Source organism: Silvania confinis (genome assembly GCF_025564085.1).
In the GTDB taxonomy this organism is placed as follows: Bacteria; Pseudomonadota; Gammaproteobacteria; order Enterobacterales; family Enterobacteriaceae; genus Enterobacter; species Enterobacter confinis.
Genome location: NZ_JAMGZJ010000063.1, coordinates 62,700 through 77,403 on the forward strand (window position 1 = coordinate 62,700; position 14,704 = coordinate 77,403).

Annotated in this window: 14 protein-coding genes; 8 read left to right on the forward strand and 6 right to left on the reverse strand. The window is 54.9% G+C overall.

Annotation, left to right across the window (positions count from 1 at the left end):
* Positions 1-123 precede the first annotated feature (123 nt).
* The 3 genes from ibpA (at position 124) to M8013_RS02060 (ending at position 2,991) form a co-directional block, all read left to right on the forward strand.
* Entirely contained in the window at positions 124-534 is a 411-nt protein-coding gene (gene ibpA, locus M8013_RS02050) for a small heat shock chaperone IbpA (RefSeq protein WP_271266170.1), read from the forward strand.
* Between the two features lie 130 nt (positions 535-664).
* Positions 665-1,093: a small heat shock chaperone IbpB gene (gene ibpB, locus M8013_RS02055; protein ID WP_271266171.1), complete on the forward strand. Its 429-nt coding sequence runs from the start codon at positions 665-667 to the stop codon at positions 1,091-1,093.
* A gap of 236 nt (positions 1,094-1,329) precedes the next feature.
* Positions 1,330-2,991, forward strand: a complete 1,662-nt coding sequence (locus M8013_RS02060) for a putative transporter (RefSeq protein WP_271266172.1) — start codon at positions 1,330-1,332, stop codon at positions 2,989-2,991.
* Here M8013_RS02060 and M8013_RS02065 read toward each other — a convergent pair.
* The 3 genes from M8013_RS02065 to M8013_RS02075 are packed head-to-tail and all read right to left on the reverse strand — an operon-like array spanning position 2,988 to position 6,164.
* Complete coding sequence (locus M8013_RS02065) at positions 2,988-4,472, reverse strand: sulfatase (protein WP_271266173.1); 1,485 nt, start codon at positions 4,470-4,472, stop codon at positions 2,988-2,990. The genes M8013_RS02060 and M8013_RS02065 overlap by 4 nt on opposite strands.
* Before the next feature lie 9 nt (positions 4,473-4,481).
* Entirely contained in the window at positions 4,482-4,811 is a 330-nt protein-coding gene (locus M8013_RS02070; protein WP_271266174.1) for a PTS sugar transporter subunit IIB, read from the reverse strand.
* Positions 4,812-4,838: 27 nt separating this feature from the next.
* The gene (locus tag M8013_RS02075) at positions 4,839-6,164 is read right to left on the reverse strand and encodes a PTS sugar transporter subunit IIC (protein WP_271266175.1); all 1,326 of its coding nucleotides are present in this window, start codon (positions 6,162-6,164) and stop codon (positions 4,839-4,841) included.
* Between the two features lie 492 nt (positions 6,165-6,656).
* Here M8013_RS02075 and M8013_RS02080 point away from each other — a divergent pair, with 492 nt between their 5' ends.
* The 4 genes from M8013_RS02080 to M8013_RS02095 all read left to right on the forward strand — a co-directional run bounded on the left by M8013_RS02080 (position 6,657) and on the right by M8013_RS02095 (position 9,430).
* Positions 6,657-7,835: an aryl-sulfate sulfotransferase gene (locus M8013_RS02080; protein WP_271266176.1), complete on the forward strand. Its 1,179-nt coding sequence runs from the start codon at positions 6,657-6,659 to the stop codon at positions 7,833-7,835.
* Positions 7,836-8,230: 395 nt separating this feature from the next.
* Positions 8,231-8,578: a YidH family protein gene (locus tag M8013_RS02085; RefSeq protein ID WP_271266177.1), complete on the forward strand. Its 348-nt coding sequence runs from the start codon at positions 8,231-8,233 to the stop codon at positions 8,576-8,578.
* Positions 8,571-8,930, forward strand: coding sequence for a DUF202 domain-containing protein (locus M8013_RS02090; protein ID WP_271266178.1), 360 nt, complete (start codon positions 8,571-8,573; stop codon positions 8,928-8,930). The genes M8013_RS02085 and M8013_RS02090 overlap by 8 nt, the downstream gene beginning before the upstream one ends.
* On the forward strand, positions 8,927-9,430 hold the full coding sequence (locus tag M8013_RS02095; RefSeq protein WP_271266179.1) for a radical SAM protein: 504 nt from the start codon (positions 8,927-8,929) through the stop codon (positions 9,428-9,430). Before M8013_RS02090 ends, M8013_RS02095 begins: the two co-directional genes overlap by 4 nt.
* A 2-nt stretch (positions 9,431-9,432) precedes the next feature.
* Here M8013_RS02095 and dsdA read toward each other — a convergent pair whose 3' ends face one another.
* Positions 9,433-10,734, reverse strand: a complete 1,302-nt coding sequence (gene dsdA / locus M8013_RS02100) for a D-serine ammonia-lyase (protein WP_271266180.1) — start codon at positions 10,732-10,734, stop codon at positions 9,433-9,435.
* Positions 10,735-10,750: 16 nt separating this feature from the next.
* Entirely contained in the window at positions 10,751-12,088 is a 1,338-nt protein-coding gene (gene dsdX, locus M8013_RS02105; protein WP_271266181.1) for a D-serine transporter DsdX, read from the reverse strand.
* A 209-nt stretch (positions 12,089-12,297) separates the two neighbouring features.
* Between dsdX and dsdC the strand changes: the two genes are divergently transcribed.
* Positions 12,298-13,224 carry a DNA-binding transcriptional regulator DsdC gene (dsdC, locus tag M8013_RS02110; protein WP_271266182.1) on the forward strand — a complete coding sequence of 309 codons (927 nt, stop codon included), beginning with the start codon at positions 12,298-12,300 and terminating at the stop codon, positions 13,222-13,224.
* Here dsdC and emrD read toward each other — a convergent pair whose 3' ends face one another.
* Positions 13,225-14,409 carry a multidrug efflux MFS transporter EmrD gene (gene emrD, locus M8013_RS02115; protein WP_271266183.1) on the reverse strand — a complete coding sequence of 395 codons (1,185 nt, stop codon included), beginning with the start codon at positions 14,407-14,409 and terminating at the stop codon, positions 13,225-13,227.
* Between the last annotated feature and the right edge of the window lie 295 nt (positions 14,410-14,704).

A 14,704-nucleotide genomic window follows, 5' to 3' on the forward strand; every position in this document is an offset into this window, starting at 1 on the left:
TCGGAATCAGACCCATTTTAGAGGAGTATCCATGAACAAACGCGCCTGATGGGTGTTTGGGATACACCAGCCTGTCCACGGTGGAAGGCGACAATTCTTGCTGATTTCAGGAGTATTAACTGTATGCGTAACTTCGATCTTTCTCCGCTTTATCGTTCAGCCATTGGCTTTGATCGTCTGTTTAATCATTTAGAAAATAACCAAAGCCAGAGCAACGGCTATCCGCCATACAACGTTGAATTGGTTGACGAAAACCACTATCGCATTGCGATTGCCGTGGCCGGTTTCGCTGAAAGCGAACTGGAGATCACTGCCCAGGATAACCTGCTGGTGGTGAAAGGCGCGCACGCGGGCGAGCAGAAAGAACGTACCTACCTCTATCAGGGCATCGCGGAACGTAACTTTGAACGTAAGTTCCAGTTAGCCGAGAACATTCACGTTCACGGTGCGAACCTGGTGAACGGCCTGCTGTATGTCGATCTGGAACGTGTGATTCCGGAAGCGCAAAAACCGCGCCGTATCGAAATTAATTAATTGCCGGGTCGCTGCGGCGGCCCAGACTGAATGCTTGCCGATTTCGGGAGCATGTGAGTCCATCAGGATTTGCCGGGACAACTGCGCACAAAAAACTGTGCTCAACTCGCTTCTCAGAAGGAGAATGACTATGCGTAATTACGATTTATCCCCGCTGCTGCGTCAGTGGATTGGTTTTGACAAACTGGCTACCACGCTGCAAAGCACCACCGAAAGCCAGGCGTTCCCGCCGTACAACATTGAAAAGAGCGACGATAACCACTATCGCATTACGCTCGCCGTGGCGGGATTCAGCCAGCAGAACCTGGATGTTCAGCTCGAAGGCACGCGCCTGACGGTAAAAGGTACGCCGGAAAAACCCGAGACCGAAACCCAGTGGCTGCATCAAGGTCTGGTGACCCAGCCGTTCAGCTTGAGCTTTACGCTCGCAGAACATATGGAAGTCACCGGGGCGACCTTCACTAACGGGCTGCTGCATATCGATATCACCCGCAACGTGCCCGAAGAGATCGCGCCGAAGCGGATCGCCATTAGCGAACGCCCTGCGTTGAACAGCTAACGGGCGTTTTCGCCCGGCGGCGCTGCGCTTGCACGGGCCTACATGGGATTGTGTGGGCTGATGCCCTCATCCCAACCCTCTCCCACGGGAGAGGGCGCACACACTAAAAAACGGTCACCTTCGGGTGACCGTTTTGCTTTTACCTCGGGGCTTTTTTGTGCGCCATCACCCATACAACCGGTCAGACCTCTGCGAGAATCCCTGCTAACTCTACTGTTATTCACAGGGATGCCGTCATGAGTGAAATTGCGTTAACGGTCAGTGTGCTGGCGTTGGTTGCGGTGGTTGGGCTGTGGATAGGGAATGTCAAAATCCGCGGCGTCGGGTTTGGCATTGGCGGCGTGCTGTTTGGCGGCATCTTCGTCGGCCACTTTGCCGACCAGCTTGGCATCACCCTGAGCGCGGAGATGCTGCACTTCATCCAGGAATTCGGCCTGATCCTCTTCGTATATACCATCGGCATCCAGGTCGGGCCGGGCTTTTTCGCCTCGCTGCGCGTCTCAGGCTTGCGGCTCAACCTTTTTGCCCTCGGGATCGTGGTGATGGGCGGGCTGGTCACCGCTCTGCTGCATAAGATTTTTGCCATTCCGCTGCCGGTAGTGCTGGGGATATTTTCCGGGGCGGTCACCAACACCCCGGCGCTGGGGGCGGGGCAGCAAATTCTGCGCGATCTGGGTATTGAGCCTGGCGTCGTGGATCAGATGGGCATGAGCTACGCGATGGCCTACCCGTTCGGCATCTGCGGAATTTTGCTGACTATGTGGCTGGTGCGGCTGCTGTTTCGCGTGGACGTCGAGCACGAAGCCCGACAGCACGAATCGACGCTCACCCACGGACATGCGCTGATCCAAACCATCAACATCCGCGTGGAAAACCCCAACCTGAATAACATGGCGATTCAGGATGTGCCGATCCTCAACAGCGTGAACATTATCTGCTCCCGGTTGAAACGTGAGCAAACCCTGATGGTGCCATCGCCCGCCACGGTGATTCTTACCGGTGACCTGCTGCATCTCGTTGGCCAGCCGGTGGATCTGCATAACGCCCAGTTGGTCATTGGTCAGGAGGTTGACACCTCGCTCTCCACGCGCGGTACCGATATGCGCGTCGAGCGGGTGGTGGTGACCAATGAGCAGGTATTGGGCAAAAAAATCCGCGAACTGCAGGTTAAAGAGCGCTATGACGTGGTGATCTCGCGACTGAATCGCGCCGGGGTGGAGCTGGTCGCCAGCCCGGATGCCAGCCTGCAGTTTGGCGACATTCTGAACCTGGTCGGGCGCCCGGCGTCGATTGATGCCGTGGCTAACATGGTGGGCAACGCGCAACAAAAACTGCAGCAAGTGCAGATGCTGCCGGTGTTTATCGGCATCGGCCTTGGGGTCCTGCTCGGCTCTATTCCTTTGTATGTTCCGGGATTCCCGGTAGCCCTCAAGCTGGGGCTGGCGGGTGGGCCGCTGATTATGGCCCTGATCCTCGGGCGCATCGGCTGTATCGGCAAGCTTTACTGGTTTATGCCGCCGAGCGCGAACCTCGCCCTGCGCGAGCTGGGGATCGTGCTGTTTCTGGCGGTAGTGGGGCTGAAGTCGGGCGGCGATTTTGTCGAGACCCTGACCGCAGGCGACGGCATCAGCTGGATTGGCTACGGCATCATAATCACCGCCGTGCCGCTGCTGACCGTTGGAATCCTGGCGCGCCTGTTCACGAAGATGAACTACCTGACGCTGTGCGGCATGCTGGCCGGGTCGATGACCGACCCGCCTGCGCTGGCCTTTGCCAACAACCTGCATGCCACCAGCGGGGCGGCGGCGCTCTCCTACGCCACGGTCTATCCGCTGGTGATGTTTATGCGCATTATCACGCCGCAGCTGCTGGCGGTGCTGTTCTGGGGAATGGGTTAAGCCGCTAACCCGAGCCTGGCGAACTGCTCTGCCGGGGCGTCGCTCTCATGCAGCAGACGCACCAGCAGGGCAATCATCCGCGCCTCCACGGCGCTATCCTCAATCGGATTACACTGCTGTGGGTCGGTGTGTAAATCAAACAGCAGATGCCCGAAATGATTGACGCCGTTGTACTTTTCTCGCGCTGGAATACGCAGCGTTTGAACCCCTTTAGTAAAGCTGAACGGCGGTGCCAGCGAGAGTGATTCCAGTTCATGGGGTTCAAAGCGGGTATTCATCTTGATCGGCATCAGGGTGTAGTTGGCGATGTCATCCTCGCGCCCGGGCAGCGCAGCGCGCATATAGACGTAGCGCCCATCCGTCACGTTGACATGTCCGCTAAACACACCAAACAGAGCCGCTTCACGTACGGGGGTATCATCGGCCAGGGTTTGCGCCAGCGGACGCCCCTGCACATCGGCGGGGATCGGTTGGTTAAACCACTCCAGCAGCGTGGGTGCCCAGTCAATCATCTGCACCAGTGACTCACGCTTCACCCCCTGCTGAGCGCTGCGCGGATCCCAGATAAACAGGGGGTTATTCGCCACCTCGTTGTAATACGGCATCTGGTTTTTCGCCCACCAACCATGTTCCCCGAGCAAAAAGCCGTGATCGGTGCCGACAATCAACATCGTATCGCGCCACAGATCGTGCTGGTCCATCAGGTCGAGGATGCGTCCCAGATTGTCATCGCACATCGACACCAGTGCACGATAGCGGCAGCGAATGTGCGCTATCGCCTCTTCGCTCTCCTCCACTTTGCCGCGCGGCCAGTCGTAATGTGGGCCTTCCCACGCGTCCTGATACAAAGAGAGATACGCTTCGGTGGTATAAAACGGCTCATGGGGGTCGAAGGTCTCGACCTGCAGCAGCCAGTTATCCTGCTGGTGGTTATGGGCGATAAATTCGCAACCGGCCGCAAACACGCGGGATTGCGGGAAGTCAGCCTCCTGCTGAATGTACTCCCGGTTCACCCAGTCCTGGCGCCAGAGCCCCGAGACGCCGCCGCCGGTCTGTTTCTGCGGCACGCGCAGCACTTGGGGGATCGCCGGATCGGCGACGCTGGCTTTCCAGTGGTCGCCCTCCTGGCCTCGAACGATCTCCCATGAGCTGTAGCGGTTATGGTAGTTACCGCCGCCATCCTCCCAGTAGTGCAGGTGGTCGCTTATCAGGTGCGTATAAACGCCCGCTTTTTTCAGCAGCTCCGGCATTGAGTCATCAAACGGCTCCAGCGGCCCCCATTCCCGGTGCAGAAAGTTATACCGACCGGTGTGCAGCTCCCGGCGGGCGGGCATGCAGGGCATACTGCCGACATAGCTGTTATTGAAGGTGGCGCTACGGGCCGCCAGGCGCTTAAAGTTGGGTGCCTGAGTGATCATGTCCCCATATGGCGGCAGATAGTGTTTATTCAGACTATCGAACAGCAGAATAATCGCTTTCATCGACGCTCCTTAACGGGCAGATAGCAGATGCGGGAAATTCGCTTCGATAATCGCGTAGATCTGTTTCCCGATGGTTTCTCCATCCATGATATTTTCGATGGGGATCAGATACTGCCCCTGTCGTGGATCCAGACTCACAACATCAATCAACTTCTTCGAAATAGCATAAATATCCGCCCAGTCAGTAAAGCCACCCACTTCGCCTGCGGCGGTATGTTCCATTTCAAATTCAAACTGAAAATCATATTTTGCCAGCGCTTTTTTAACGACGGTCTGCAACATGACGCTACTGCCTACACCGTAGCCGCAAACAAACAGGAGATTAATTTTGTTTTTCATAATGATTCCTTTTAAATGTAGGGTTAATTAGATTGCATAAGGCCCAAGATGGAATGTAGAGGCGATTAATTTCAGCACTTCACAAATAGCTGGCCATAACGTTGCCCAGTCGAAAATACCGGTCCAGCCAACGCCCTCTTCGGCAAGACCTGTTAATGGAATCGCCCAGACGGTGCCAAAGGTTTGAATAATGCCCAGCAGGAAGGTGCAGATAATGACGGAGCGATATCCCCCCATGCGATTGGCTAATACACCAATAGGGCCACCGGAGAAGAAGAGAGGCACAAAGCCGGGCAGCACCATAATCGGGCTGTGGGTTAACAGCAGAATGCCCATCGAGAAAATCGTGCCGAAGGTACAAAAAATAAAACCAAGCGTTGCGGCATTTGGAGAAAAAGGTAAAAGCGCGGCCACGTCCACGGCGGGAATAGCATTTGGAATAAAACGATCCTGCCATCCTTTAAATGAAGCGTTAATTTCTCCCACCATCATGCGTACGCCCTGCAGCAGAATGACCATATACATGGAGAACTGCAGGCCGAGATTAATAATATAAATATACCAGGGCTTACCCTTTGCCATGAGCTGCACGTTGTCGATCCCTGTCGACAACAAAAAGCCGCCCACGAACAGCGTCATAACGATGGCAATGGAGGTAACGTTATGGTTAAAAATGGCCAGCCATCCGGGCAACTTCATATTTTCAGCATCATGCTTCTCCGGGTCGCCAAAAAAATGGGCTATTTTGGAAAAGAACCAGATCCCCAGCATCTGGTTATGGGCAATGGTAAAGCCCGCATTGTTAGTGATTTTGGCAACAGGTTTGGCAATCAGGGTGGTGGCAAAGGCCCAGAACAAGCCCGTTAATACACCGGCAATGAGAATGGACTCAACCCAGCCGAAACCGAGCCAAAAGACAATTAACCACAGTACCGCCTGCGAGTGAGAAACCCCGGTATTGCCGGTTAAAAAGATGCCTTTTACCCGCGTGTAACGGCCAAGTGCCACTAAAAGCAGGTTAGTAAAAAAGGCAAGAACGAAGACATATCCCACAAAGCCAAAGTTGTCGCCAAGCGCAATTTGGGTGGCGGCTTTCATGGCGTACGAGTCCATTAAATAGCCATGGATCCCATAGGATTTGCTGACCGCATCGGCGACCGGTTTAAAGGTAGCGGAAAACTGAAATCCACCAAATAGCACCATCATTAACCCAACCATGGCGCTAACCATACCGGTAATAATTTTTATGGCTGGCTTTTTATCCAGGGTATATCCCACCCCCACTAATAGACCTATCAAAATAGCGGGTTCTGTCAGGAATGACTGTAATACGTCAATAAAATCCGAAAACATAGCTCAGTAACCTCCATGATTGTCGCGTCCCAGTAATAATAAAAAGTAAAACGTCAGCGTTCTGAAGAGGAATGACGTTGCGTTTTATTAGCAAAAATTAAAAAACCGAATGCACTGTAATAATCAAATGTCGTCACTAAAAGATTATTTTTGATTTTTTGTGAGTCAATATGCAAAAAACGGTGATTAATAGTTTCTGTATATCAAAGGGGATATTTTATGATTTAAATGGCTATACAATTTCATCTGGATATCTATCTTGAGATTGGTAGTGCTGAAAATCATATATAACACATGATTATTAATGGATATAAAATTTGTTTAGTGAATGCAACCGCAGGTATTTATTGTCAGTCACGTGAAATAACCCTTTATTTGCGTAGCGCTACGCATAACTGTGAGGAAGTTTGCTAAGTAATTTAGCGGCACTGGCTAATTGATGTAATGTCATCCTTGATGTTGATTAAATGTTTTTATCAAGGAGAATGGCTCATGAACGGAAAATACAAAATCGTTTTAAATCCTTACGATCAAAATAAACTCAGCGCTCTGATTACGCTTGATAATCCTCAGGCAATACGCTTCGATTACAGAGTCCAGGGTAAAACAGCCGCTACAGATTTTTTCTATAGCTGTGAAGAGTATACCGTCAATCCCGACATCGTGGTGGTGGGTTTATATGCCGACGCGATGAATACCGTGACGCTCAATGTGTATACGCAGAACGATGAAAATGAATCATTTGAAATCATGCTTTCAACCGAGGATCAGGACTATGGTGATATCCCTCTGAACCTTGAGGTGAACATTATTGACCCACTGATGGCGGATAGCACGCTGGGTCAGGGTTGGTTTATTACCAGCGAAGGAAATGGCTATGACATTAACGGCGATCTCCGCCTCACGGGCCTTTTGCCCTGGATGTATGGCAACCTGAAAATCATCGATAACGCGCTGTGGTCGGCACGAGCAAGCGAAACCTGGGATCCGGATAAACATGCATTCGCCCCCCGTTTATATCGCATCAATCTGGCCGGTAAGATCGCTCAAACGCTCGCGGCTCCCGAGGGCTACGGCTTTCATCACGACATTACCACTGACAATAAGGGCAATCTGTTTGTGCTTGGCTCGTTGCTTGATAACTGGAACGATCAACAGAAACTTGAGTGCATTATCTACAAATTCGATCTCGCAAGTGGGGAACTTCTCTGGCAGCGGGACTACTCGGCTGAGTTTTCAGGCGCGATGGTGTTGGATAATACGGATACCAACGATGTCCATTTCAACAGCCTTGAATATATCCCCCAGACCAACCAATTGATGGTCAACTCACGCTCCAGCTGCACGATAATCGGGCTAAATATCGACACCGGCGATCTGGAATGGATTATCGATAACCCCGAATTCCCTACTCTCGACAGCAATCTCACCTGGCCGTCATCAACGGTGCTGACTTTACCTACCCCAACGGTGAGCATGCGGTATTTGTTACGCAGAACCGAAAATATCAGGCCTGGCAGGGAGAAAATAAAGTGGTTGTCTCTCTGTTTAACAACAGATCCTGCGCGGATGCGCAAGGCACTGAGCTGGTTCGTGATATCGAGTCTGACCCTATTCCTTATACGGAGGCCGAACTGGATTCTCTGCCTACCATTCTGGCCATTGATTTAAATGCGCGCACGGTACAGCGGCTGGATCAATTTACTTTTCCGGGTCAGCGCAGCGAGCTGACGTCGTCGGTATTTGAGGTGGGAGAGGATTATTACAATGTCTATTTCGGCGCCGAACAGTCGTTCTTTGTCTTCGACACCGATAATAAAATTGGGCTGTCAATATATAATATTGCGACAGGCCTGGGCTATCGTGGTCGTATTTTTAGCTTCGATGAGTTGCGATCGTTAATCTAATTATATTCAGCGACAAATAGTGCTTCCTGTTATTTGTCGCTCTACGCTTTGCTTTAACATCTTCCCGTGTAAGCCTGACTTGTGCGGGATAAACATTTCGACAAATACCGTGGTTGCCGCTATTTTGTCCAGCTGACAGATATGCAATACGGAGTCGTCATGAAGATTTCTCTCCCGGGAGAAGCGCCGGATTACCGTTTCTCGCTGGCAAACGAACGTACTTTTCTGGCATGGATCCGCACTGCGCTGGGATTTCTGGCTGCGGGCGTCGGGCTCGACCAGTTAGCCCCCGATTTTGCGACGCCGGTTATTCGCCAACTGCTGGCGCTGCTGCTGTGCCTGTTCTCCGGCGGGCTGGCGATCTACGGCTACCTGCGCTGGCTGCGAAATGAAAAGGCGATGCGCCTGAAAGAGGACTTGCCCTATACCCACAGCCTGCTGATCATCAGCCTGATTTTGATGGTTGTTGCGGTCATTGTGATGGGACTGGTGCTGTACGGTGGATAGCCGCAAAGCCCGTCGGCTGGCTGACCCCGGTCTGCAGCCGGAACGCACGTCGCTGGCCTGGTTTCGCACGCTGCTGGGATACGGCGCACTGATGGTGCTGGCGATTAAGCATAACTGGCAGCAGGCGGGCGTGCTGTTCTGGGTCTCGCTGGGGGTGCTGGCGATTGTGGCCCTGGTGCTCTGGCACTACACCCGCAGCCGTAATCTGATGGACGTCGCGCAGTACGACTTTTCTGCATCTCGATCGGTGCGTAGTAAATTTATGATCGCCCTCGCAGTGTTATCCCTCGCATTACTGTTTGCTGCTACTCATATTAATCGTCTCATTACTTTTATCAGGGAACTTTCATGACAGGATGTCATATCAACGCTAAGACGGTGGTGGACCGCCAGAATAGCCTACAGCCAGAGCAGCTGTATCGCGCTCTGCGTGCGCAGGGCACACCGACTCTGCAGTTTATCCCGCTACTGGATCACACTAAGCTGGATGCAGTGACGGACCGTCAGTGGGGCACGTTCCTGTCGGCAGTGTTTGATATCTGGGTGTGGGAGGATATGGGCCGTGTTGTTGTGCCGCTGTTTGATTTGACGCTGGCGGTGTGGCGCGGCGATCTGCCAGCCAGCGCACAGCGGGAGCACACGGCATTACCCCCGGAGTGCCAGACCTGCATAGCGCGCCCCTTGTGCAACAGCGAGGGCCAGGTGCAGCGGACAGGCGGCAAAAGTGCACTGTGCGCGGGGTATCTGGCCTTTTTCAGCCATTCTGCCCCGCATATGCGGGTGATGCGCGATTTAACCCGCCATCACCGTTCGCCGATGGAGCTGATGGCTCTGCTGCACCAGAGCCGTTAAGGTTACTGCCCCTTCGCCAGATACTTCTCCATCTCATCTTCAGGGACCATGCCGCCGCCGGTTGCCCAAACCAGGTGGGTGGCGTTTTCCAGCGCGTACCTGCCGGATGCGGCGATGCGCACCGGGCCGGCCATTCCCGCCAGCGCGGACGGTTCAAGGCGAATATTCTCTTCCTGTGCCAGCCAGCCGAGCATGTCGTACATGCTCTGATCCGAGAGGGTGTAGAACCCGTCAAGCAGGCGCTCCATCGCGCGGCCGACAAAGCCGGACGCGCGGCCTACCGCCAGACCATCGGCCGCAGTGAGGTTATCAATCCCTAAGTCCTGAACGGCAATCTGGTCATGCAGGCCGGTATACACCCCCAGCAGCATGCACGGGGAGTGCGTCGGCTCGGCAAAGATGCAGTGTACGTGGTCGCCAAAGGCCAGCTTCAGTCCAAACGCTACCCCGCCAGGGCCGCCGCCTACGCCGCATGGCAGATAGACAAACAAAGGATGTTCCGCATCGATCACCCGGCCCTGTTCGGTAAACTGGGCCTTCAGGCGCTCACCCGCCACGGCATAGCCTAAGAACAGAGTGTGGGAGTTTTCATCGTCGATAAAGAAGCAGTTCGGATCGCTTTCGGCTGCTTTGCGTCCTTGCTCCACCGCCACGCCGTAATCCTGTTCATACTCCACCACCGTCACCCCGTGGCTGCGCAGTTTGGCTTTTTTCCACTCGCGGGCGTCGGCCGACATATGCACCGTCACCTTAAAGCCGACGCGGGCGCTGGCGATACCAATGGAAAGTCCAAGATTGCCGGTTGAACCGACCGCAATGCTGTGGCGGCCAAAGAATTCACGGTATTGCGGCTCCAGCAGTTTGCTGTAGTCATCCTCGAGGGATAACAGCCCGGCGGCCAGCGCCAGCTTTTCGGCGTGGGCCAGCACTTCATAGATCCCGCCGCGCGCTTTAATCGAGCCTGAAATCGGCAGATGGCTGTCTTTTTTCAGCAGCAGGGTGCCGGGGATGGTGATGCCCGACTCTTTTTCCAGTCGTGAGTGCATGGTCGGAAGGGCGACCAGCGCGGATTCAATGATGCCGTGATTTTTTGCCGTTTCCGGGAACGCTTGCGCCAGCCAGGGGGCAAAGCGCGCCAGCCGGGCATGGGCATCATCCACATCCGCCTGCGTTAACCCCACCCACGGCAGCCCTTCGGCAAGGGAAGTGGCTTTCGGGTTAAACCAGGTCGTCTCTTTCAGGGCGATCAGCTCCTCAACCAGAGGATACTGTGCGACTAAGCTGGTGATGTTTGCGTTTTCCATAAAAGTTCTCTTCGCGCTAGATAATGAAAGAAAGCAGGAACGTGCCGCCGAGTGCAAGCACCGAGGCGATAAAAGTCGCCGTCGTATAGTATTTGAAGGTCTCATTCAGGCTGGCGCCGCAGTACTGCTTCACCAGCCAGAACAGTGAGTCGGTGACGATCGTGCAGCCAATGGCCCCGGAACCGATGGCAATGGTGATGATCTCCGGGCTGACGTTGGGATACAGCGGCAGCATCGGGGCAACAATCGCCGTCGCCCCCATCATCGCCACCGTGGCAGAGCCGACCGCCGCGTGCAGGATCAGCGCCACCAGCCAGGCGAGCAGGATCGGGTGCATATGCAGATCCGACAGAATAAGCGCCAGCGTATCGGCTAAGCCACTGGTTTTGAGGATCGCGTTAAACGCACCGCCTGCGCCGATAATCAGCAAAATATTGGCGATCGAGCCAAAGCCCTTTTCGGTATGCGTCAGCAGGGTGGCCATCCCCATCTGTTGACGCAGCCCCAGCAGGTAATAGGCGACAAACACCGCAATAAACATCGCCGTGATCGGGTTGCCGATAAACTCCAGCAGCGTATACAGGGTGCCGGTTTTCGCCATATTCAGCTCGGCGAGGGTTTTCACCAGCATCAGGCCGATGGGTAGCAGAACCGTAAACAGCGTTGCAGCCAGCGACGGCAGGGTATGCTCTTCCCGCACGTTCAGGTCTGAAAATTCCACCGGCACGGGTTTGAACGGCAGGCGGTTGCCCAGCAGTTTCAGGAACAGCGGGCCGCCGATCAGGGAGGCCATCAGCCCGACCAGCAGGCCATAGACGATTACCGTCCCGACATCGGCGCCCAGCTTATTGGTGACAAACAGCGCTGCCGGGTGCGGCGGCACCACGCAGTGCACCGCCATCAGTGCGGTACAGAGCGGGATCGCCAGCTTGAGCAACGACGTGTTGGTCTTTTTAGCGATCGAGAAGGCCAGCGGGATCAGCAGCACCACGCCCACTTCAACAAACAGCGTGATGCCGCAAATCATCCCCACCAGCACCATAATCACGTCGACAGAGAGCCAGCGGCAGCGCTGAAGGGTCAGGCCAATCCGCTCTGCCGCCCCGGACACTTCCATCATTTTGCCCAGAATGGTGCCAAGGCCAATGACCGCAGCCAAAAAGCCCAGCGTGCCACCGATGCCGCTCTCAATGGCGTTAACCATATCCAGCGGGCTCATCCCCATCATGCTGCCGACAAAAAAGCTCGCCAGCAACAGGGCCAGGAACGGGTGGAACTTCAGTTTTACGATAGTAAACACAATCAGCACGATGCTTGTCAGCAGCGTGGCTACAACCCAGACCGGAGATCCCATATCTCACCTCACCCTCAAGTAATCTGCGGGTATTGGACGAAAAAACCGCGCTGGCTGACAAACGATATAAATTGCGGCTCAGGTGAGCCAGATTGAATCAACTGAGTGACACGGCTCTAAAAAATGCCTTTTTAGCCTCGTTGGTTCACATTTTTTCACCTTTGATCGGTATTCTGACCAGTGAAACAGCGATAAAAATGGTGACGAAGATGAACGAGGGGAATGAGGCGAGGCATCGCCTGTTGAACGGTTGGCAACTGTCGAAGATGCACACCTTTGAGGTGGCCGCGCGTCACGAGTCATTCGCGCTGGCGGCAGAGGAGCTTTCGATCAGCCCCAGCGCGGTGAGTCACCGGATGAACCTGCTGGAAGAGGAGTTGGGGATCGCGTTGTTTGTGCGCTCCCATCGCAAAGTGGAGCTGACCCAGGAGGGCAAGCGCGTTTACTGGACCCTGAAATCGTCGCTGGATACCCTGAATCAGGAGATCCTCGACATCAAAAACCAGGCCCTTTCAGGCACGCTGACCGTCTATTCGCGTCCGTCTATTGCCCAGTGCTGGCTGGTGCCGATGTTGGGTGACTTTACCCGCCGCTATCCGTCGATCTCACTCACCATCCTGACCGGCAATGATTACGTCAATATGCAGCGAACGGGAGTCGATCTGGCACTCTATTTCGACGATATGCCGCCGACTCAGCTCGCGCACCACTTTTTAATGGACGAAGCGATACTGCCCGTCTGCACACCGGACTATGCCCGCGAGCACCAGTTGCTTGCCAGCCCCGATAACCTGCGTCACTGCACTTTGCTGCACGACAGGCAAGCCTGGAGCAATGATTCCGGCACCGACGAGTGGTTTAGCTGGGCGCAACATTTTGCGGTGAACCTGCCGCCATCGTCGGGGATTGGTTTTGATCGTTCTGATTTAGCGGTGATGGCCGCCATCAACCATGTCGGCGTGGCGATGGGGCGGAAACGGCTGGTGCAAAAGCGCCTCGATCGCGGGGAGCTGATCGCGCCATTTGGCGAGCAGGCGCTGAAATGCCACCAGCACTATTACGTATCGACCCTGTCCGGGCGTCAGTGGCCAAAAATCGATGCCTTCATCCACTGGCTTAAAGAAAAGACGGCCTGATTACACCGCCTGCTCGTGATGCGAAACGCGGGAGGCCAGCGGCAGCCAGCACAGCAAAATTAACAGGCCCATTAGCGTCATCAGTAAGCCAAGGCTTGCCTGTCCGTTTTGCGGCAGCATTGCGGAGAGCCAGGCCAGCGCCCCGGAGACGATATTCTGCAGGCCACCGACCAGCGCCCCGGCGGTGCCTGCGAGGAACGGGAACGGCTCCATTGCGCCGCTGGTTGCCAGCGGGAACAGCATCCCCGCGCCAAAGAAGAACAGCGCTGCCGGGATCAGCAGGGTCCAGACGGTCATCACCCCAAATAGGCCAGGGATCCACATCGTTACCCCCGCCAGCAGACAGCTCACTACCGCCTGCCACATCAGGGTAGAAAAGCGTTTACTGGCGCGTCCGGCAAACCATGCGCCGAAAAACGCCGCCGGGATCGGCAGTATAAACAGCATACTCACCACCATACTGCTGAGGCCGAGCCCAGCCCCCAACAGCACCCCGGAGCAGGCCTCGAACACCGCGATGCCCGCCAGGCCGCCGATCAGCATCAGCACGTAACAGGTAAAATCCCCGTTGCCGAACAGAATTTTGTAGCTGGTCAGCAGCTTAGTGCGCGGCGCATCCGCTGGCCGGGTTTCCGGCATCCAGCGCGCCATGCTGACGGTGACGATCGCGCACAGCACCAGCAGGAAGCCGTAGCAGGCGCGCCAAGACCACACCGTATCCAGCAGGCCGCCGATCAGCGGTGCCAGCAGCGGACTGACCAGAATGCCCATGTTCAGCAGGCTGTTGGCATGACGAAGCTGGCTGCCCTGATACATATCCCGCGGCAGGGTGCGGGCCATCACGCCACCCACCCCGGTGCCGACACCCTGCAGGGCGCTGGCGGCAATCAACATGCTCAGGCTATGGGTGGTCATCGCAATGACAGTGGCGATCATGAAAATGGTCATGCCCACGAGGATCACCGGCCGGCGACCGACGCGATCCGACAGCGGGCCGTAGAACAGCTGCGACACGCCATAGGTCAGCAGATAGGCCGCCATCACGCTCTGGACCGCCCCTTCGCGCACCTGCAGTTCCTTCGCCATATCGGCAATGGCCGGGATATAGATGGTCTGCGCCATCTGCCCGACGGCGACCAGCAGGACCAACATTAAGAGTAAATTAACGTTCCGTTGTTTTTTCATGTCGCTGAATATGTTCTTAAATTATTGAGATAAAGAATAAGTCACTGCCTGTGGCGCAAAAGGCGGGGTGAATCTACCACAGTGGGATGACAAATTAAGCATTGCGTGGATCAATGGAAGAGGGCAAAAAGGCAGGATTAATAAACAAGATCGGCAACTAAAGTTGCCACGCATTAGACCTGGCGTAGCGTTTGTGACCAGCACCCTGGTTGACGTAACTCAGTGTGCTTTGCGGGCACCAGCCGCAAACACTGCAAAAAAACCCGCTCGGCGTTTTTTTATTTTCTGATCTCAG